The organism is Bacillus sp. FSL R9-9492 (assembly GCF_038007365.1).
Classification (GTDB): Bacteria; Bacillota; Bacilli; order Bacillales; family Bacillaceae_G; genus Bacillus_A; species Bacillus_A mycoides.
In genome coordinates this window covers 5,062,771-5,082,875 of record NZ_JBBOXC010000001.1, presented here as the reverse complement: position 1 = coordinate 5,082,875, position 20,105 = coordinate 5,062,771, and the positions used below count along the sequence as shown (strand labels likewise).

Here is a 20,105-nt window from a genome sequence, read left to right as displayed (position 1 = left end):
AGAACCTTAGCCAGTCAGAGCTGAACGAGCCACCTCCGCTTTAAAATCTATTATTGATTCAAGAACGCGCGTAGCATCCAAGCGTGTTTTTCTAGTTCTGTGTAGATGCCTAGTAGTAGGTCAGATGTCATTTCGTCGTCAGATTCTTGAGCGATTACCATGCCTTTTTTCAGTTCAGTTAGCATCATTTCGTAGTCTTTCATGATTGCTTCGACCATCCCTTCTGCAGTTTCTCCGTAAGCTGCTTCTTGAATAGAAGATAGTTCTAAGTATTCTTTCATTGTTGCTACTGGTTTGCCGCCAATTGCTAAAATACGTTCTGCGATTTCATCGATGTGAGTAGCTGATTCTGTGTAAAGCTCTTCAAATTTTTCATGTAGTGTGAAGAATTGAGGTCCTTTTACGTACCAATGGAAGTTGTGTAGTTTTGTAAATAAAACGCTCCAGTTTGCTACTTGTTTGTTTAATGCTTCGATTACTTGTGTATTCATTATGATCAATCTCCTCTTGAGTTATTATTTTATACAAATTACTAATTTATAATTATTATAATCTAGTAAGTTGTATAAATCAACCCTTTTGCTGGAATTAATTTGAACAAATTATGAACTGTTGTAAATAAAAAATCCCTATTACTGTGAAGTAATAGGGATTTTTATTGTTAAATAGCTTGTTTCTTCTCTTCTAAATCTTGCCCATCCCAACACTCTGTATTTTTTAAGCCAGGGATAGAACTTGCAACGAAAACAGGATCTTTTCCTTGTTTCTTTTGTTTTATATAGTCTACTAATGCTGCGTAGGCAAATTTGCTAAGGAATGAGATGGCAATTAAGTTTGTGAATACCATTAGTCCCATAAATAAATCAGCTAAGCTCCAAACTGTTTGAAGGGCAGCGATTGATCCGAAGAACACCATTCCGACAACTGCAACACGATAAATCATTAACCATGTTTTGCTTTCTTTAATGAATGCGATATTTGTTTCACCATAATAGTAGTTTCCTAGTAAAGAACTGAAAGCGAATAGGAAAATAATAATCGCTAAGAAAGTGCTTGCCCATGGTCCGATTTGTGAACTTAATGCTTGTTGTGTTAATTCAATTCCTTGTAAATTTGATCCTTTGTAAAGTCCAGAACATAATACGATAAATGCTGTTGATGTACATACTAAGAATGTATCTACGAAAACACCTAGTGCTTGAACAAGTCCTTGTTTTACAGGATGAGATACATCTGATGTTGCAGCTGCGTTAGGAGAGCTACCCATACCTGCTTCTGTCGCGAATAAACCGCGCTGAATTCCGAATTTGATTGCTGCTCCAATACCACCAGCGATGGCTTGGTCTAAACCGAATGCACCGTTAAATATTTCCATGAAAATGCTTGGTAACATATTGAAGTTGTTAATAACGACAAAAACAGCCACACCAATATAAATGATTGCCATTGGCGGAACGATCATTTCTGTAATACGTGAAATGCTTTTAATACCACCAAAAATAATTACCGCAACTAATAAAGCTAATACAGCTCCTACGATAGTTCGTTCTAATCCAAAAGCATTTTCAAACGCTATTGTTACTGTATTTGCTTGTACTGAATTGAAAATTAATCCGTATGCAACTGTAATGAGAAGTGAAAACCAGACACCCATCCAGCGTTTGTTTAACCCTTTTTCCATATAATATGCTGGTCCACCACGGAATCTGCTTCCATCTTTTACTTTATAAATTTGCGCGAGCGTACATTCTACAAAACTAGTAGCTGCACCGATAATAGCGATAAACCACATCCAAAATATTGCGCCAGGTCCGCCCATTGAAATTGCTAGTGCTACACCAGCTAAGTTCCCGATACCAATACGTGCAGCTGCACTTAAGCAAAATGCTTGGAATGGAGAGACGCTATCTTTTTTCTTTTCTTTTCGATTGAACCCTTTACTAATTAAACTGACCATTTCACTGAAATGAGTAATTTGGACAAATTTTAATTTAAAAGAGAAATAAAGACCGAAGCCGATTAGCATTGCAATAAGAATATATGACCACAAAATATTATTCGTTACTTCAAGGAATCTGCTAAAGATATCAACCATATAATACACTTCCTTTTTTTCGTAATAAGAAAAGTATATGCAAAAAATATATCAGAATCAAATTTTCTAAAAAAACATGTTACATAAACTTAGTTTATGTTATGATTAAGTTACATTGTAATATTTTTAAAATTATTTACATTTTAAAAAACTAAATTTAAAGCGAGAAAGAGGGGATAATTTGAAAGAAGAATCTTTATTGAAAGTAAGCCTTAAGATTTTGAAAACGAGAAGTAATTTATTTTTTATCGTTACATCTTCAAGTATGTTTCTAGGAGCTACTTATTATTACAATAAAAGATTTCCAAATCACAAATATCCTGAATGGTTAGAATTTCTAAAATTGATTGGATGAATAAAAGACAGAAAAACAGAAAATTTAAATATAAATCCGTTGAGGAGGAGTTAAAGATGAATATTAGAGAAAGTGAACTTCCAGGTATTGGTTACAAGTTTCAAATCGTTACGAAAGGTAACGAAAAAATGGTGATTGTTATTCATGATGATGGACGTAGAGAAATGTATCATTTCGATTCAGACCATGAAGAAAGTCTATCAAGCATTTCATTGCGCGACTCAGAGGCAAGACAAATTGCAGCAATATTAGGCGGGATGGTATATAAGCCTAGGGCACTAGAAAATGTTGAGATGGTCTTTGAAGGTTTAGCAATTGAGTGGTTCAAAGTGGAGAATGCAGCGCCAGCAATTGGAAAAACAATTGGTGATCTTGAAATAAGAAAAACATATAGCGTAACGATAATTGCAGTTATGAAAAAGAATATGAAAAAGCTATTTAATCCAGGTCCAGACACGGTGATTGAAGAAGGAGATATGCTTGTAGTTTCTGGTGAGAGAGAAGAAATTAAAAAGATTATTAATGAATTACTTTCGAATAGGGGGACTGACTAGATGGATACTTTAATTTTTGAAGTTGGTACAGCTTTAGTTTTAGTAGCAATTGCGGCGGTAATCGCTGGAAAGTTTAAATTCTCAGTAATTCCTTTTCTAATTGTTCTTGGCATGTTAGTAGGGCCGCACGCGCCGACAATAGGTGTTATCGATCTCAAATTTATTGAAAGTGCAAGTGTGATATCCTTCCTTGGAAGGATTGGCGTTCTGTTCCTTCTTTTCTATCTGGGATTAGAGTTTTCGATGAAAAAACTAATTAAATCTGGACGTTCTATCGCGATTGGCGGAACAATCTATATTTTGATTAACTTTTCACTAGGATTATTATACGGATTTATAATGGGGTTCCCGTTACTCGAAATCTTAATTATTGCGGGTATTATTACGATTTCTTCTAGTGCTATCGTTGCAAAGGTATTAGTTGATTTAAGAAGAACTGGTAATAATGAAACCGAATTAATTTTAGGAATTATTATGTTTGAAGATATATTCCTTGCTGTATATTTATCAGTTGTCTCTGGTTTAGTTCTAGGGGATCATGCTTCCTTCCTAGGCGCTCTTACCTCAATTGGAATTGCTTTAGGATATATGCTTCTATTCTTTATTGTAGCTAGAAAGGCGACACCGTTATTAAATAAATTGCTTAATATTAGTTCGGATGAAATTTTCATTATTGTAGTATTTGCTTCGTTGTTCTTTATTGCAGGTTTTTCAGAAACAATTCACGTTGCAGAAGCAATCGGGGCACTTCTTTTAGGGTTAGTTTTCTCTGAGACAGAGCATAGTGATCGAATTGAACATCTTGTTGTTCCATTTAGAGACTTCTTCGGAGCTATCTTCTTCTTCAGTTTCGGATTAAGTATCGATCCGTTTTCATTGGGCGGAGCAATATGGTTAACGTTAGGTGCTGTACTTCTGACGATAATCGGAAACTTTGTAGCAGGGATGATTGCAGGGCGACAAGCTGGATTATCTCATAAAGCGTCAACAAATATTGGATTAACAATCGTTTCAAGGGGAGAATTCTCAATCATTATGGCTAATATCGGTATCGCGGGTGGGTTAATGTCGGTATTGAAACCATTCTCAGCACTATATGTGCTTATACTATCCATTTTAGGTCCCCTTCTAACGAAAGAGTCAAAGAATGTATATAAACTTTTAAATAAAATCTTTAAGTGGGATACAAAGAATAGCTAAATTTTAAACAATTGACGTGTAAGTTCAGACTTTATATAAGGTATTATTGTGAAGGAATCTATAGTTAAATAGATTCCTTTTTTTATGGGGAATTAATAACTGGTTGTTATTTGTTAGAGAAGGATATGTTTAATATTTTACATATTGTGGCATACATATAGGAAAAGGGAGTTTAGGAAGGGGATTATTGAGAAATGGAACTCCAGTTTCAAAATGTATATCAACAAGTTGAGAATTGGTATGTGTTGGATTCGGAGCTTCCTTGGGATGTCAAAAAGTTAAGAAATGATTTGTTTTCTCTTATTGAAGTAAGTGCAACGCCAGTTATTTTTTGTGATACGTGTGATGCGAATCATGTACTTTTATCATTAGGAGAAGAAGAAGAGGAGTTTTTATTCCCAGTAGGTGGTTTTTATCATAAAGAAAAACAATTAATTTTCGTTTGTATGTGGGAAGAGTATGAGCAAGTGCTCAAAACGCTATTGCATGAATTCAGGCATGCGATGCAGCATAAGGACGATATACTATATGTTGGAAATGAACTATACGAAGAAAGATGGATTGAGAAAGATGCGAGGCATTTCGCGGAGAGGAAGCTAGATGAATATAAAAATAGAAATTTAATCTGAAGCATAAGTGGAGGAAAATCACTGTGCTTTTTTGCTAATTAAAAATAAGTAGTTGACCTTTAATAAGTTTAGTTCTAAACTAATATTATCAAATGAGCGAGGTGATGGAATGAAAGCAGAGGAAAGACTTGGATTACTATTATGGTTTCGTTTATCACGCTTTTATAATAGAAGTATTCGTGAGACGAATCAGCATTTGAAAAAGTGGAATGTATCTGCCGCTCAGTTTGATGTATTAGTTCAAATCGGAGGAAACGATCGTTTAACGCAGCAAGAACTTGGAAATAAGTTGTTTGTTACGAAAGGAAATGTTACTCAACTTTTAAATAAGATGGAGCAACTAGATTGGATTCAGCGTGAACAAGAAGGTACCACGAAATATATTTCATTAACAGAAGAGGGAAAGGTTCTATATGAAGAAATAGTCCCGCCGCAAGAAACATTTCAAGCAGAGCAATTTGATAAGTTAAATAGAGAAGAACAAAAACAATTATTAGAATTACTGAAGAAGTTGCAGTGATAAAATTAAAAATAAATATCTCGATTTCGAGATAATATGAGGTGAAGGATATGTTTAGAAAAGTTGATCATAAAAATATGGGAAGAGCAAATCACGGTTGGTTAAATACACATTTTCATTTTTCCTTTGCAAATTATTATAATCCAAACAACATGAATTTTGGAGCAGTGCGTGTTATGAATGATGATTTAATAGCGCCACAAACTGGTTTTGATATGCATCCGCACCGTGATATGGAGATTATCTCTTACGTTATAGATGGTGAATTAACACATGAAGATAGTATGGGGAACCGCGGGACAATTGAGCGTGGGCATGTTCAATATATGAGTGCAGGTACTGGTGTATTTCACAGTGAGCATAACTTAGGAAGTGAAACATTACGTTTATTGCAAATTTGGATTTTACCAGACCGCGACGGTCATAAACCAAACTATGGTGAGTTTAAATTTGATTGGAGTAAACGTGAAAATGAGTGGTTCCATATAGTATCTCCTTCTGATGGAGATGCACCAATTCATATTCACCAAGATGCAAATTTATATTCTTTATCATTAGAAGCTGGTAAAGAAATTCATTTTCCTGTTAAAGAAGGACGTCAATTGTACCTTGTACAAATTGAAGGTAGCAGCGTTGTAAACGGTGAAACACTTGTAATGCGTGATGCAGCGGAGGCTGTAGAAGAAGATATTCGCATTCAAGCGAAAGAAAACTCTCACTACTTAGCGATTGAAATGAAAATGGAATAAAGTGAAACTTTAACCCATGGCGGTTTTAAGTATGTGAATAGCGAGATGAAAAGTTATAGGGAAGAGGATATCGAAAACGATATCCTTTTTTGTGTGAGTTAAATTAACAGAAAAAACTTTCTCAATTTTTGAGAGCAGGTATTAGAGGGATTATTCAGAATATTTATAAAGGTGTTAAAAACTTTTAGGGAAATGGGGAGTGTTAGATTGAAAAAGCAAGTAATTTCATCAGCATTAGCATTAACTGTTATCGCAAGTGGGTTTGGGGCATTTGGAGCAACTACGACGAAAGCAGAAGAGCAAAAAATCCAGTATCACCAAGAGTTTAAAACGCCAGCTTACATAGGTGAAGAATGGAAAGCGCCGGAAGGACTAGATAAAAAAGAGACGGTCTTTCAATATTTAGAGAGTAAAAAGGATATGTTTAAACTAGCGGGAAATATTGACAAACATTTCAATATCGTTGGTGAAGAAAAAGATGCTGATTCTGGTACAACACATGTGAAGTTAGTTGAGAAGCATAATAACATTCCTGTGTATGGTTCAGATCAAACAGTTACGCTTGATAAAGAGAATAATGTAAAAGCATTTTTCGGACAAGTTATTCCGAATTTAGATAATAAAAATATTCCTGCATCTGCAAGTATTAGTGCGGAACAAGCAGAAACGATTGCAAAAGCTAATATTGAGAAAGAAATTGGTAAAGTAAAGAATTATGATGGTGTGAAAAAAGATTTATATGTGTATGAAAAAGATGGTCAATACTATCTTGCATATCTTGTAAAAGCGTCGGTTTCGAAACCAGCTCCAGGATATTGGCATTACTTTGTTGATGCAACAAATGGAAATGTTATTGAGAAATATAATGCTGTAGATAACATTACTGGATTTGGTTACGGAGTATTAGGTGCTAGACAATCATTTGAAATTGCTCAAGATACGAAAACAGGAGCGTTCAACTTATTTGATGGTACACGAGGACAAGGTGTCCATACATTTGATGCAGAGAATATGGATGAAAACTGGTTTAATTTATTCTCACAAATTCTTGGATATACAGGAGAAGAAGTTGTAAGTAAATCTAAGTTCTTCGAAGATAAAGCGGCAGTTGATGCGCATGTGAATGCAGGAAAAGTATATGATTATTATAAAAAGACATTTAACCGTAACTCTTTCGATGATAAAGGTGCGAGACTTATTTCTACTGTTCACGTAGGTGAATCTTGGAATAACGCAGCTTGGAACGGTGTTCAGATGATGTATGGTGATGGCGATGGCAAGACATTCATTCCATTATCTGCTGGACTAGATGTTATCGGTCACGAATTAACGCATGCTGTAACTGAACATACAGCAAACCTTGTTTATAAAGATGAGTCAGGTGCGTTAAATGAATCGTTATCTGATATCATGGGTGTCATGGTTGAGAAGAAGAGCTGGGATTTAGGTGCTGATATTTATACACCTGGTAAACCTGGTGATGCACTTCGTTCTCTGAAAGATCCAGCATCTATTCCAAACCCATTAAAACCAGGTGAAGGTTACCCAGATCACTACAATAAACGTTATACTGGAAAAGCTGATAATGGCGGCGTTCATATTAACAGTAGTATTAACAATAAGGCAGCGTATTTAGTGTCTGAGGGCGGCACACATTACGGTGTGAAAGTAACTGGAGTAGGCCGTGAAGCGACAGAAAAAATTTACTATCGTGCTCTTACGAAATATTTAACTGCAAACTCTGACTTTAAAATGATGCGTCAAGCAGCACTTCAATCAGCGGAAGACTTATACGGTAAAAACTCTAAAGCTGTACAAGCTGTAACGAAAGCTTATGATGCAGTAGGAGTAAAATAATAAGAGAAAAAAGACCTGACTAATATGTAATACTGAATGAATGATTGTTATTAATTATATAGTATTAATACACGACGACGTATGTTGTTTAATAACGTAATTTAAAGGTGTATCAACAATTTGGTTGATACACCTATTTTTTATGCTTTTATCGCCCGTTTATCACTACATTCAATCTCTTTATTACTACTTTTGTGTAAAAAGAATAAAGATGTTTAATTTTGCTGTACAGAGATAATAAAGTTGTTTAATTTACAATAAAGTCATTTAAAAAATAATATAGTTGTTTAAAAATCCTTCTTCTACTAACGAGGCAGGTTAGTGGAAGAAATAGCAAGTGGGTTTAACTAGGAGAAGTGTCGATGACATTAAAGAAGACACCGAGGTGTCTTCTGTTTTTTAAATTAAGGATATCGATAAATTAAGATTTATTTACTTAACATTATACTTATTTTCGGACCGAGGCATCTAATCGGTGAGTATATACAAACCAAGTAATGCTTGCTGTTAATAATGTTGACGAAATTAAAGCTGTAAGAACACTATATGTTTGCCAAATAAGTATCGTTGACCAATCGAAGGCAAAAAACATTATACACTGGGCAATCGTAGCGATTAGGAAAATAATTGTTACGATTGTTCTCTTTTTTGTCATTGGCTGCTGCTCATTCGTTTTCCTTTTTCTTAATCCTAAGAAAAATAACAGAACGGCTAATAGGCAAAGAATAATTGTGGTAGACGACAAAATGATATCCAACAGCTGTGTGCCGCTTATCTCATATGACTGAGTTAGATTGCCGTTTAATATATTTTTAACTTTTAGTACCAGGTTTATATTGGTATTTGCGCCGTTGCTCAGTAAGCAGATGGCTGTTCTTTCATTTGGCAGTATGGCTACTTCGGTACTAAAATTTGGATTACCCCCAGTGTGTTCTATAAACGTTTGTTCGGCGTTTACCGACCAACCTGCCGCATAATACATATCATTGACAGCCGAAACAGACATATCACCCCTATGTGATTTTTCGATGGCCCTGTGAAATATTTCGGGTATGTCCTGCACGATACCCATCTGTATGCCCATCCAACGCGCCATATCTTTTGTATTAGAAATGATATAGCCGGCAGGTTTATTCCCAGCATAATCCGGAGCGTTAAATGGAGTTGTTATAAAAAAGGAAGAACGGTAACCCTGTGCTAACTGTCCAGTGGCTTGAGCATCTTCTTTATAAACATACGTCTGGTTAAGACCTAAGGGTAGAAATACCTGTTCCTTCATAAAGTCTTCATAGCTTTGTCGTGATACAATCTCAATAACCAAACCCAATACGTCATAATTAACGGTTCCATAGTTATATTGTTCACCGGGAGAGAACGCCAATTCTGCATCTACCAGCGTTTCCACAGTCTTTTGCAACATATCAGGCGTATTACCTTGTGGAATATTTTGAATATGTCTAATATTTGTTAGGCCGCTGGTATGGTGAAGAAAGTTATTTAGTGTAAGGTTTTGCATATCAACAGGTTTACCTTGATACTTTAACGTAAACCAAGGTAAATATTTTTGGATAGGGTCAGTCATTGATAGCAACCCTTGCTCTTCCAATAGCAAAATCCCCATACCAGTAAAAGCTTTACTCACCGAGGCCAACTCATAGAGTGTATTTTCACTTGCAGACTGGCCCTTTTCAAGATCTGCATACCCAGAAGAAAAGTAGAACACTTCACCATCAGCAAGTATTGAGATTGACATTCCAGGCACACCTGACGTACGACAGGCATCATCTAGCAATGCTTGTATTGCCACAGATTTCGAATCTGACAACGCATAACCTTGTGTTACGAATCCTGAGAATAATATAAATATCGTTAATACAAAAACAATAGTTTTTTTCATATACTCTCCTTTTTGAAGAATTATAAGGGGAAAAATAACTTATTTTTATAACTATAAACTAAACTCTAATTTATCTTTCTATTTACCTATATAATATCAAATGATTGTGAAGAGTTACACTTAAACTAACGGGGGCGTTAGTTCAATAAGAAGTAAACAACTTTATTATTCATTTTTTAAGCATTACATAAGCAGATGGATATAATTTGAAACAACTTTAAAGAGCCTTGCTGCATATAGAATGTAGTAAGGCTCTTATCTTTTTTAATCAAAATTCAATAACTTTATTATCACTATACATTTGCTTGTAAAAATAAAATAACGATCTATTTGTTATCCTCAAAAACATATTGATGAACAATTTAAAATACCCTGATTAAAAAAACACCAGCTATCATAACAATTAAACCGAAAATTTGTATGGGCTTGACTCGATTTTTCAAAGAGTTAAGCAATCCAAATTGTTCTACCATCAAACTACCGATGATTTGACCGAATAAAGTAAGGATTACAGTTTGTCCATTTCCAATTTGATCAACGAGGTATACATTTATTAGAACATAAGACCCACCTAATATCCCTCCAAGCCATATCCACCATGGAGCTGATTGCTTAATAGGTTCTTTAATATTTGTGTAAGAACGGTCTATTATTCCGACAATTATAATTAAGGTAATAGTACCTACAAAGAATGAAACAAGTGCTGCGTGTGAAGAGGAATGAAGAACCTTTCCTAATTGACCATTGATAGCAATTTGTATAGCCATTAACATACCAGCCATTATGCCTACTATACGCCAAATCCATTGATTTAACATGCTCTCCTTGTCTGTTTGAGAAGAATGTTTTTCACTTTTCTCTTGTTTAGCTATAGCTAAAAAGATACCTATTAAGACTAGTAATACACCGAAGATTCGGCTTAATCCCAAAGGATACTGTACTGGATTAAACCAGCCGTAATTATCTATTAGCATACTCATCAGAGTCATTCCCAAGATTGGCATTATTGCTGTTTGTACACTACCCAATTTAGGAAACAAAAGTATATTGGTGGTTAAAGCAATTGCTCCACCAATCCCCCCCAGCCATATAAAGATAGGTTGGTTCAAGAATAAGTCTAGTGGAATACCTAATGGTGAACCACTAATTAATATTGTAATAGTTAAGAAGATTACCCCTACAGCAAATGAGATCATTGAAGCTAAAAAAGGAGAAAACACAAATTTTCTTAATTGAGCATTAATGGCTGTTTGCACAGCAAAAATAGCACCAAAACTTACAGCCAAAAGTATAGCAAACATGGAATTTCACCTCTATTTTATTAGTAGAAAATTCATTTCATTTAAATGCATTATCCCTTTTTAGGGAAATAAAAAATTAAAGCGACGGCAGTAAAAATATTGAAGCCGTCGCCAGGTAGAATGAATACAATAAATGCAAGAGAGAGCACTTTTCAAAAAGCTTATATTTTTTTATTTCTAGAAGGCTCTTACAGTATTATTTTTTTTGTTTTTTTATCCACTGTAACCAGTAAGAAAACTCACATGCTAAATGCATTTGATGCGATTTAATAAGACTGTTAGGACAAAGTGCAGGGAACTCAACAACTAGACTTACTTCTATCCCAGTATCAGTATTTTTAAATTGATGTCGAACTCCACCAATAATAGTACCGTCTTTCATACGTGCTACACCTGTTGATTGGTATTGATAAGATTTATCTCTAGGTGTTTGCAATCTAGTTTCGTCACCAAAAACAATAAAGAATTGAACTGGAAACGGAGAGTTACCAGTAGTTTCTATAACTTCTAATTCATTTTCTCCAAAAGGTCTTAATACATAGTGATCAGGACAAGCTGATAAATTCACTTGATTATTCTCGCGTGATTGTTCAAGCATAAAACTATCAATTCCATTTATCGCTTCTTCTGCTGTAATCCCATCTAAATAAATACTTGTTTTTGAAAATTTTCTTTTATCACCAGATAAAGCCGTACCAATACGCATGCCCATCTCACTCAATCTAAGTTTAAATCTCAATTTATCGTACATTTCATTGTATGAATATCTTAACTTTAGTTCCGTTAGTTTTTTTATCATGTCATCTGTATCATGGATTTGAGGCTCTTTATGACCTAATGTATTGAAAACTTTCTTAATACGTTCGTTTTTCCATTTTGTAAGTTCTTCTTGTGAAATATTTTTTCCTTCAATATAAATTTTCATATTAATTCTCCTTTACTCTTCATCAATTATTATTCCAACTATTGTTTTTAATCTTATTGTTAGTGAATTTATTGAATATAACCCAATTATTTCTTTTAAACATATCTGAATGTAAATTTTCCATGATATTCTTTTAAATTTTTTCTTCTTTTTGATCGTATTTTAATGTGGTTAAGATTAGATTAATCGTCTCTTTTTTCGTATTTAGAGTTAAATCTATCTCTGAATGGGCAATACTACTAAGACCATATAAAATAAATCCAGAAGTTAAAGATAAGTTGTCAGTATGGAATACTCCTATTTTTACTCCATCCTCAATAACTCGTTCAATGAGTGGTCGTAATTGCATAAATAATTTTTGCTCAAGCAGGTAATGTTGTTCCGTATGAAATGAACTGGCATCTTTGTAAGGGGCCAATTTTTCAACAAATGTCCAAAATATGTCTAGAGAATTCTCCATTTTTTGTATCACAGGCAATTCATTCGAAGTGAGTATTTGTTGAATTTTTTCTATATTTTTTGCGATGAAATTGTTTAAAAGTTCATCAACAAAATTTTCTTTGGATTTAAAGTAATAATAAAATAAGCCTGTTGCTACATCTGCTCGATTAACGACATCCTTTATGCTAAAGCCCCCCATACCGTTTTTTATATAAAGTTCAAAACCAATATCCAGTAACTCTTGGCGCCTTATATCAGGTTCTTTTGATATTCTTTTCATAATTTATCTCCTACAATATTATTTTTTGCGACTGAATCTGATTCAATCATAAACGACTGAATTCTATTCAGTCAAGTATTATTGAATCAGATTCAGTCACTTATTATATAGAAACATGCAACTTTATTTCAAACCCACATATAAAACTTGTTTGTGGCGTTGTCATTCACTTTCATCACCATTTTTGCTATTTCTTTCGGTTCAAGAGAAGGTAAATTAGTTGTACAGTCGACTTATTACCACATCCATCGAAGTAACAAATACAACCCTTATTGCTTAAATTCTCTCCTATCGGGGCATCATAGCAGAACGTACAATCTGTTTAACAACATAATGGAAATAACACTTTAAGGAGGAGTTTATATGGAAAATTGGTTTTCAGTTAAAGAAGTAGCAGCCCTTCTGGGCTACAAAAATGAAGAAACCATAAAAAGAAAACTAAAAGATGGGCTTTTTCCAAATGCATTCCAAAACAGTCGCAAAGAAGGTTGGAAGATACCAGCAAGCGATGTAGCAACTCTAGCTGGCTCTTCTCTAAAAAAAGTCCAAAGCAAAAATAAATCATCTTCTACTGATTACAACAAATTTGAGCTGGTCAAATTTGCATATCAAATAGCAACCCTTACTTCTCCTCCGGAAGGAGTACATAAAGCTCTCACTTCTTTACCATTAGAACAAGCACTTAAAATCTGTCTAATTTTACGGCAACAAAGTAGACCAATTGATGATCCATTCAAGTTTGTCAAAGCAGCGATAACGAAGAAGTGGACACCAGATCCGATTACAGATGTGAAGAAAAAAAGTTTAGTCGATTTCACACAACGTGATTTTGAAGGAGGGGGATTGAAGGAACAAAGCATGGGGAAAATCCCTTTGTACAATTGGTTGGAGTAGGAATAAAGGTGGTTAATGTGAGATGAAAAGCAATTATTACTACCATATTAAATGCCCTGAAGGGGTAAAACCTAAAAAGTTTAAATTAATCGTAATGGACAAACATCATACTCCTTTCTTACCTCTGACGGTTTTTTATAAGGAGGCATTGGGTAGGATTTCAGACAGCAGTGCGGAATCCTACCTTAAAACCCTGTATACCTTCTTTACATGGCTTCGTACGGGTAGTAATTATCAGGGGAGAATTGTAAATTGGAATGATGAACCTCACATTGTACGGGCATCCATAGAGGACTATTTGATGTATGAAGCTCATTGTAAGATTTCAACAAACGATAGCAAAACACATTACAATGTAAAGTTAACAAATAAAAGCCCTAATACTGTCAGTCGATTGTTAAGTGCTTTAAAATCTTTTTACAAAATCATGATTCATGTAAGGATGTATTTTTATCCCAATCCCTTAATTGATACGCACGCTATTTTAGAAGAGCACCAAACCCTAAAGGAGGGTATTAGGGAGGGAAAGCCCAGAATGCCCAATGAGGCAGGGACAGAAGAACCTTTACCCAAAAGATTCAGAAGGTTAACCGACTCTTTTTTTAAGGTCATAAATGGCGAGTGGAAACCTCAGATTATTGATACTCCTCATCTCCCTGCTATGATTGATAAGGCTGGAGCGAAAAGTAAATGGAAACTTAGAGACGAAATTATTACACGAATGTTATTTCAAACCGGAGCAAGAGCAAGAGAGGTTATTGAACTTACATTTGGTGACTATCATTCTAGGAATGACAAGAATGAGTTTGCCACCTTTAACAAAGGAAGCAATGGAAAAAGGACAAAGTTTTTGAGAGTAGATAATGACACGTTAAAATTACTTGATAAATATATACATGGTGAGAGAAAGAAAGTTGATAAAAGTGCTTTAAACATGAATGACACACCTGATGAAACTCCAATATTTCTTAATCAATATGGAAATCCCTACACGTATGATGCCTTTCTAAAAAATTGGTTAACTATCATGGGAAAAGCAGAAATTAAAATCAACATTCATAAAACTCGTCATTGGTTCGTAACCCGAAACATTCGTGAAATTCGTGAAAACTACAAGACAAAGGTAGAACAGGATAATGCAATCGAACAATTAAGAATTTATATAAATTGGAGCGACAAAGCAGACACCATGAAAATCTATGAGCACTATATTGATGAAAGAGATTATGTGGCAAAGGTGCATGATAAATTATTGAAAAAGATGAAACAGGATCAGGAGGAGTATTTAAATCCGTTAAAGCCTCGTAAGAAGGCTAAACAACCTTCGGTTGAACCTAGAAATAAGGTTGTTCAAATTCCTGAAAAACGACATGAATTAATGAATTTTATTAATGAATTGAATAGTTAATCCATTAACCTAAGGATGTGGGAATGTGATTAATAAATTAGAAACTAAACTATGGTATCAAGAATTAAAAGGCAAGGTTGATGACAACATTCTTGCCTATCAAGATAAACGAGGTTACTTTTGGGATAAGGTTAATCCTGAGCATTTGCGTTACTTCAAAAGCAACTGTTGTAATCATCCTTTTACAAACCACTTAGCATTAGGTTTGATGGTAATGTCCAATGAAAATTTAGATCCCATGACTATTTACGGGGTAAATATAGCAGTAAGTATCGGTCTCAAGAACCTCTTTCAAGAACTAAAAATAGCGAGTGTTAATGATTTTGATGTGGATATACATCTGTCCAATTATTTACGAGGGGAGATTCTCCCCTCCCATTCAGATCATAAGAGAAGTGAATTCTTTAGGTTCTATAAAAGTGAAGTCAAACATGTACAAAAATGGTACGGGACTAAATTAAAAAAGGAGCAACAAGAAGTGTTTGCCCCTTTTTTATTCCCTCAAACATACTTGGAGCCCAGGGATTTTAAAGTTACAAAAGCAGCAATTGAAAATGCAAAGAATAAACGGAAGTCCGAAACAGACGCAATTTCGAAAGATTTTTTAAAAATTCGTGCCGAAGGTGGATTCCGTTTGAATCAAGTTAGGCGTTTGCGACAGAAATACCTTGAGGTTGTGGAATTAGTAAAAGATCACGGTTATCCTCTTCCTTTTGAATTTTCTTATATTGAAAACGGAGAACGCGGAGATGTATCAAAGGAGCTTTTTTCCTTTCGATTATGGGATAAACCGTCTTTCATACTTCATCATAGTGACAATTATTCTTCAGTAACCATTGGTAATGCAAAAGCACGAAAATTGACTTATTCAGATAAAAACAATGAATACTTCGTCGAGTTTTTAAAAGCAGAAGTATTAGATGATGAAACTGGTAAACCAGTAGAAGAAACTGAAGGTTTTTGGTTTTTACCCATTTTGGAACATCAATTAACCGGAATTTGGCATCAATCTTTAAGCGAAGAAAAAATAAATAGAAAATTAAAAATACTTGAGATGTACGGATATAGCGAACTAGGTTCTGAGGTTCTTACTACGCCTTTCTATTCTAATCACAAAGGCATTCTATCACAAGGTATTTTTGTATCTGAAAACCAGAATCATGCCGATGGCGTTTTAATGAACATTGAGGTATTGTACATTACAGCTCTATTTGGTGCGACAGCACTAGATATATTTACGTCTTCAGGTTCAAGGTTAGGGGAAATGGTGCAAATTCATTTTGGCACAGGGTGTTTAGATCAGGGAATTGTCATCGATTCAGAAACAAATCAAGAGATAACAGCGTACATGTTTAGAGCTATTCCGAAAGGAAGAGATGAGCCTGCAATCTTTTATGTCGTCAAAGATACTTTTGATTTAATAAAGGAAATTGGTTTTTACCTTAGAGATGTACATTATAAAGGTTCACTTCCAACTGTGGAATTTAGATATCGTAAAAGTACGGGTGTATCGCGACCAGACCAACCATATTTATTTCAGTTTCACGGTAAGCATTTTGGACATATAACTTTTGCATGTGTTTTAAACTTCATCTGTTTCGGATTGGTTTATGAGACACAAGACAAGAAATTAGTAAAGCTGAAACCACACTTATTACGCCACAGTTTTGCGACACATGCGGTACAGGCAGAGGAACTCCCGATTGATGTCGTAGCAATGATTCTTAACCAAAAGGATGTATCAGTTACAGGATATTATTCTCAACCTACTCAAAGCCAAGTAACAGGTTTGGTGTCCGACTTTCATACTTCTATGACTACTAAAATTGACATTATGAAGGAAGTATTAAGAAATCCAAAAGAGCTACAAGAAATTTTTAAACGTCAGAGAGAAATTAGTGGACCTTTTAGTAAAACTGTTGGGGGTACATGTGTCACTAATAAGATTTGTCCAATAAAGTTTGCATGTGTAGGGTGTGGTACTAAAATACCTGAACCAGAACAAAAGCACGAGTTAATTTCTTATTTAGAATGGGCACAAAAATCAATGGAGTATCACCAAGAAAAAGGGTTCAAATTGGAAGTAACAAAATTAAAAAAAACGATACATGATGCGAAAGTTGAATTGAAAGAAATAGCATTAATTGAGGAGTATAGGAGAGATAAGGAAAATGAGCCAAAACTTATCATTAGAAAGCCATAAAAGCGGTTTAGAGAACGATTATGAAAAACGAAGGATTAACTCCTTTAAACTAGGTAAAAAAGCAATAGATGTCCTCCTAACGGAGGGCAAAGAAGTTACCTTACACAATGTATCTAAAAAGACAAAAGAACTTGATGAACAAGGCAAAGGGATTCATTTTAACACCATTAGAAATCATGAAGAACTCTATGCATATTATAAAGAAAAAAGTAAGAGTTATAAGAAAAAGCAAAAAGAGCTGGAAAAGCATCTTCCTTATCGTAAAAATAAAAAATATTCCTTTCATGAGTTTGAGCAATTAAAACCTGACAGAAGTTTAAAAAATGTTTATAGACAATATATGCGTCTAACAAAGACTGAATTAGCGACTCGTTTGATAGAAGCTGAGCAGTACATAGCAGAAGGAAAACAGGAGTATTTGAAAAAGTTATTTGAGACGTATGAGGGATAAAAACTGAATTTAAACCACAAATTGTCGTGATAAAAGGAGTGGATTCCCCACTCCTCTTTTTATTCCCTACAATTGTTTAACAACATACCTTTATTGCTAATTCAAACCTCAAAGTTCACTTTTCTTGTCTTTCAGTAAAATGGATTGTCAGGTCTTTTTCTTATTTAATCACGAATACCTAATGCGATTTTCGCCATACGAGACATGCGTTCTTTTGTCCATGGCGGATTCCATACAACGTTTACTTCTATTTCATTTACTTCGGGTACGTTCGTTGATAATATTTTTTTAACGTCTGATACGATTTGCCCAGCCATGGGACAACCGATAGAAGTCATCGTCATTGTAATGACAGCATTATTATTTTCATCAGCTGTAACGTCATAAACTAATCCAAGATTGATAATATCAACACCTAATTCAGGGTCAATAACAGCTTCTAAGTTCGCATATAACTTTTCTTCAAATGCTTGTTGTGACATGTGTAGCACCCCCCTAAATATTAATGATATCGATTCTCATTATAACGGATATACGTATAAAGTGCAGGGAATGAGCTCAAAAAAAATATTCCTCTTGGAAGAGGAATATTTTAAAAAAAGCTACTCAGTTTTAAAATGAGATACAAGCTGATCTAATTCTTCAACTGTTTGTTTCATTTGTTTTGCAGTGAGAGTCATTTCATTCATCACGATGACTTTCTGTTCAGCAGATTGTGCCGTTGCGGCTGTTTCACTAGATACTTCATTTGAAATAGAAGCGATGTTATTAAGTGAAGCGTTCATTTCTTCAGCGCTTGCAGCCATTTCTTCAGCAGTTGCTGATATGTCTTGCATTTGAGTTGATACTTTATTTACTTGTTCAACAATTGTTGTGAAAGAAGTACCAGCCTCACGAACGACAGTAATGCCTTCAAATGCTTCAGAACGACCTTTAGACATCATAGAGCTAGCAGTTTCCGTATCATTTTGAATTTGATGAAGCAATTGGTTAATATCTTTTGCCGCTGTTTTTGATTGTTCCGCAAGTTTACGAACTTCATCAGCTACGACAGCAAATCCTTTTCCTTGTTCACCAGCACGAGCTGCTTCAATAGAAGCATTTAAAGCAAGTAGATTTGTTTGTTCAGCGATATTAGAAATAGATTGTACAGCTGTATCAATATATTTTGTATGAGTGATTAGACGTTCGACTACTTCTGATGTAGCATTTACAGCTTCATGTATCGTTGTCATTTGTGAAACAGATTTTTGGATAACAGTACTTCCGTCGTTAGCGTGTTCAGATGTAGCTACAGCAAGTTCGGCTACAGATGAAGCAGATTCAGCGATACGCTGAACACTTATTGCCATATCATCCATCGCAGTCGAGCTTTCTTCCATACTAGAAGTTTGCGATTGAATACTTGAATTTAAGTTGGACATCGAGCTTTGAACTCTTATTGTTGCCTCGCGTGATGTATTAGTCTTTTCTAGCATATTTTCAGAAGCTGTTTGTACTTCTACAGATGTTTTTTGAACACGATTAATGATATGTTGCAGGTTTTCTAACATTTTATTAAACGATGATGCAATTGCACCGATTTCATCATTGCTATTTACTTGTAGACGGGCTGTTAAGTCGCCTTCTTGAGAGGCTAATTCTTTTAGTTTAGTATCAATTTGTTGAATTGGTTTTACAAGCTTACCAGAGAACCACCATGCAAGAATAATTGCAGTTACAATACAAATAACAAGTGATAAGAAGACAACATATTCAATTCGTAGTGAAGATTGATCGATTTTTTCAATAGATTGTTCACGTAATTTAGCTTGTTCATTAGTGTAATTTGTGAAATCACCGATTACTTTATAAACAGTGCCATTCTCTGTAGAAGCTACTTGTAAAGCTTCTTCCCATTTTTGTTCTTTTGCAAGAGTGAATACTTTCTCTTCAATGAACTTTCTCCAAGTGGATCCTAATTCCATTGTGCTTTTCACGGACTGAGAAGTGTTAGGGTTAGAAAGAAGTTGCCCTTTTGTATCTTCAAGACGTTTACTCATCTCATTAAACTTGTCTAATTCGACTTGATCATGTTGTAGTAAATAACCTCTTAAAGCAGAAAGTTGTACTTGATAAGCGTCTCCGCGCTCTTTCAATTCTGTTGCAAGAGGAGAAATTTCTTTTTGTAATGTTTCAGCTTTATGAGACTGATCCATGGTAAAGAATAAAATAAAAGCTAAGGCGATGCCGAATAAAGCGCAAATCATTCCCATCATGAACATTAGTTTTTTTCGAATGCTAATAAAATTCATATGATAAAAATCCTCCTTGTAAAATCTTAGTATTAGAATTAATTAATTAATG

18 protein-coding genes are annotated in these 20,105 nt (G+C 34.6%); 10 read left to right on the top strand and 8 right to left on the bottom strand.

Annotation, left to right across the window (positions count from 1 at the left end; all coding sequences use genetic code 11):
- Positions 1 to 50: 50 nt before the first annotated feature.
- Both MKY70_RS26260 and MKY70_RS26255 read right to left on the bottom strand, forming a co-directional pair.
- Complete coding sequence (locus MKY70_RS26260; protein ID WP_002034654.1) at positions 51 to 491, bottom strand: Dps family protein; 441 nt, start codon at positions 489 to 491, stop codon at positions 51 to 53.
- 170 nt (positions 492 to 661) lie between these two features.
- Positions 662 to 2,095 carry an alanine/glycine:cation symporter family protein gene (locus MKY70_RS26255; protein ID WP_060749376.1) on the bottom strand — a complete coding sequence of 478 codons (1,434 nt, stop codon included), beginning with the start codon at positions 2,093 to 2,095 and terminating at the stop codon, positions 662 to 664.
- A gap of 411 nt (positions 2,096 to 2,506) precedes the next feature.
- Here MKY70_RS26255 and MKY70_RS26250 point away from each other — a divergent pair, with 411 nt between their 5' ends.
- The 6 genes from MKY70_RS26250 (at position 2,507) to MKY70_RS26225 (ending at position 7,959) form a co-directional block, all read left to right on the top strand.
- Entirely contained in the window at positions 2,507 to 3,004 is a 498-nt protein-coding gene (locus MKY70_RS26250; protein WP_002015988.1) for a cation:proton antiporter regulatory subunit, read from the top strand.
- Positions 3,005 to 4,204 (top strand): cation:proton antiporter, encoded by a 1,200-nt coding sequence (locus tag MKY70_RS26245; protein WP_131246992.1) that lies wholly within the window; start codon positions 3,005 to 3,007, stop codon positions 4,202 to 4,204.
- Between the two features lie 194 nt (positions 4,205 to 4,398).
- The gene (locus tag MKY70_RS26240; RefSeq protein WP_131246991.1) at positions 4,399 to 4,833 is read left to right on the top strand and encodes a DUF3920 family protein; all 435 of its coding nucleotides are present in this window, start codon (positions 4,399 to 4,401) and stop codon (positions 4,831 to 4,833) included.
- 109 nt (positions 4,834 to 4,942) lie between these two features.
- Positions 4,943 to 5,353 carry a MarR family winged helix-turn-helix transcriptional regulator gene (locus MKY70_RS26235; protein WP_060749374.1) on the top strand — a complete coding sequence of 137 codons (411 nt, stop codon included), beginning with the start codon at positions 4,943 to 4,945 and terminating at the stop codon, positions 5,351 to 5,353.
- A gap of 50 nt (positions 5,354 to 5,403) precedes the next feature.
- The gene (locus MKY70_RS26230; RefSeq protein WP_088033272.1) at positions 5,404 to 6,102 is read left to right on the top strand and encodes a pirin family protein; all 699 of its coding nucleotides are present in this window, start codon (positions 5,404 to 5,406) and stop codon (positions 6,100 to 6,102) included.
- Between the two features lie 207 nt (positions 6,103 to 6,309).
- Positions 6,310 to 7,959: a M4 family metallopeptidase gene (locus tag MKY70_RS26225; RefSeq protein ID WP_341026073.1), complete on the top strand. Its 1,650-nt coding sequence runs from the start codon at positions 6,310 to 6,312 to the stop codon at positions 7,957 to 7,959.
- A gap of 448 nt (positions 7,960 to 8,407) precedes the next feature.
- Here the strand turns inward: MKY70_RS26225 and MKY70_RS26220 are convergent, their stop codons facing one another.
- From MKY70_RS26220 to MKY70_RS26205, 4 genes are all read right to left on the bottom strand, one after another.
- Positions 8,408 to 9,856 carry a serine hydrolase domain-containing protein gene (locus MKY70_RS26220; protein WP_052943327.1) on the bottom strand — a complete coding sequence of 483 codons (1,449 nt, stop codon included), beginning with the start codon at positions 9,854 to 9,856 and terminating at the stop codon, positions 8,408 to 8,410.
- Positions 9,857 to 10,218: 362 nt separating this feature from the next.
- Complete coding sequence (locus MKY70_RS26215) at positions 10,219 to 11,157, bottom strand: DMT family transporter (RefSeq protein WP_341026071.1); 939 nt, start codon at positions 11,155 to 11,157, stop codon at positions 10,219 to 10,221.
- Between the two features lie 196 nt (positions 11,158 to 11,353).
- Positions 11,354 to 12,082 (bottom strand): hypothetical protein, encoded by a 729-nt coding sequence (locus MKY70_RS26210; protein WP_052943329.1) that lies wholly within the window; start codon positions 12,080 to 12,082, stop codon positions 11,354 to 11,356.
- Between the two features lie 133 nt (positions 12,083 to 12,215).
- Positions 12,216 to 12,803, bottom strand: coding sequence for a TetR/AcrR family transcriptional regulator (locus MKY70_RS26205; protein WP_052943330.1), 588 nt, complete (start codon positions 12,801 to 12,803; stop codon positions 12,216 to 12,218).
- 363 nt (positions 12,804 to 13,166) lie between these two features.
- Here MKY70_RS26205 and MKY70_RS26200 point away from each other — a divergent pair, with 363 nt between their 5' ends.
- Genes MKY70_RS26200 through MKY70_RS26185 form a run of 4 tightly spaced genes read left to right on the top strand, consistent with a single transcriptional unit; the run spans position 13,167 to position 17,759 of the window.
- Positions 13,167 to 13,697, top strand: a complete 531-nt coding sequence (locus tag MKY70_RS26200; protein WP_052943331.1) for a helix-turn-helix domain-containing protein — start codon at positions 13,167 to 13,169, stop codon at positions 13,695 to 13,697.
- Between the two features lie 22 nt (positions 13,698 to 13,719).
- Positions 13,720 to 15,105, top strand: a complete 1,386-nt coding sequence (locus tag MKY70_RS26195) for a tyrosine-type recombinase/integrase (protein ID WP_341026070.1) — start codon at positions 13,720 to 13,722, stop codon at positions 15,103 to 15,105.
- 25 nt (positions 15,106 to 15,130) lie between these two features.
- Positions 15,131 to 17,308 carry a tyrosine-type recombinase/integrase gene (locus MKY70_RS26190; protein ID WP_052943333.1) on the top strand — a complete coding sequence of 726 codons (2,178 nt, stop codon included), beginning with the start codon at positions 15,131 to 15,133 and terminating at the stop codon, positions 17,306 to 17,308.
- Positions 17,277 to 17,759: a hypothetical protein gene (locus MKY70_RS26185; RefSeq protein ID WP_052943334.1), complete on the top strand. Its 483-nt coding sequence runs from the start codon at positions 17,277 to 17,279 to the stop codon at positions 17,757 to 17,759. The genes MKY70_RS26190 and MKY70_RS26185 overlap by 32 nt, the downstream gene beginning before the upstream one ends.
- Before the next feature lie 164 nt (positions 17,760 to 17,923).
- On the opposite strand, the gene MKY70_RS26180 is transcribed toward MKY70_RS26185, so the two are convergent.
- Positions 17,924 to 18,241, bottom strand: coding sequence for a metal-sulfur cluster assembly factor (locus MKY70_RS26180; protein ID WP_002124161.1), 318 nt, complete (start codon positions 18,239 to 18,241; stop codon positions 17,924 to 17,926).
- 120 nt (positions 18,242 to 18,361) lie between these two features.
- Positions 18,362 to 20,053, bottom strand: coding sequence for a methyl-accepting chemotaxis protein (locus MKY70_RS26175; protein ID WP_341026066.1), 1,692 nt, complete (start codon positions 20,051 to 20,053; stop codon positions 18,362 to 18,364).
- Positions 20,054 to 20,105: the final 52 nt, after the last annotated feature.

What these genes read in the sequence shown, in the direction of transcription:
- MKY70_RS26260 (WP_002034654.1), bottom strand. Translation starts at nt 491, where the DNA reads ATGAATACACAAGTAATCGAAGCATTAAACAAACAAGTAGCAAACTGG.
- MKY70_RS26255 (WP_060749376.1), bottom strand. Translation starts at nt 2,095, where the DNA reads ATGGTTGATATCTTTAGCAGATTCCTTGAAGTAACGAATAATATTTTG.
- MKY70_RS26250 (WP_002015988.1), top strand. Translation starts at nt 2,507, where the DNA reads ATGAATATTAGAGAAAGTGAACTTCCAGGTATTGGTTACAAGTTTCAA.
- MKY70_RS26245 (WP_131246992.1), top strand. Translation starts at nt 3,005, where the DNA reads ATGGATACTTTAATTTTTGAAGTTGGTACAGCTTTAGTTTTAGTAGCA.
- MKY70_RS26240 (WP_131246991.1), top strand. Translation starts at nt 4,399, where the DNA reads ATGGAACTCCAGTTTCAAAATGTATATCAACAAGTTGAGAATTGGTAT.
- MKY70_RS26235 (WP_060749374.1), top strand. Translation starts at nt 4,943, where the DNA reads ATGAAAGCAGAGGAAAGACTTGGATTACTATTATGGTTTCGTTTATCA.
- MKY70_RS26230 (WP_088033272.1), top strand. Translation starts at nt 5,404, where the DNA reads ATGTTTAGAAAAGTTGATCATAAAAATATGGGAAGAGCAAATCACGGT.
- MKY70_RS26220 (WP_052943327.1), bottom strand. Translation starts at nt 9,856, where the DNA reads ATGAAAAAAACTATTGTTTTTGTATTAACGATATTTATATTATTCTCA.
- MKY70_RS26215 (WP_341026071.1), bottom strand. Translation starts at nt 11,157, where the DNA reads ATGTTTGCTATACTTTTGGCTGTAAGTTTTGGTGCTATTTTTGCTGTG.
- MKY70_RS26210 (WP_052943329.1), bottom strand. Translation starts at nt 12,082, where the DNA reads ATGAAAATTTATATTGAAGGAAAAAATATTTCACAAGAAGAACTTACA.
- MKY70_RS26205 (WP_052943330.1), bottom strand. Translation starts at nt 12,803, where the DNA reads ATGAAAAGAATATCAAAAGAACCTGATATAAGGCGCCAAGAGTTACTG.
- MKY70_RS26200 (WP_052943331.1), top strand. Translation starts at nt 13,167, where the DNA reads ATGGAAAATTGGTTTTCAGTTAAAGAAGTAGCAGCCCTTCTGGGCTAC.
- MKY70_RS26195 (WP_341026070.1), top strand. Translation starts at nt 13,720, where the DNA reads ATGAAAAGCAATTATTACTACCATATTAAATGCCCTGAAGGGGTAAAA.
- MKY70_RS26185 (WP_052943334.1), top strand. Translation starts at nt 17,277, where the DNA reads ATGAGCCAAAACTTATCATTAGAAAGCCATAAAAGCGGTTTAGAGAAC.
- MKY70_RS26180 (WP_002124161.1), bottom strand. Translation starts at nt 18,241, where the DNA reads ATGTCACAACAAGCATTTGAAGAAAAGTTATATGCGAACTTAGAAGCT.
- MKY70_RS26175 (WP_341026066.1), bottom strand. Translation starts at nt 20,053, where the DNA reads ATGAATTTTATTAGCATTCGAAAAAAACTAATGTTCATGATGGGAATG.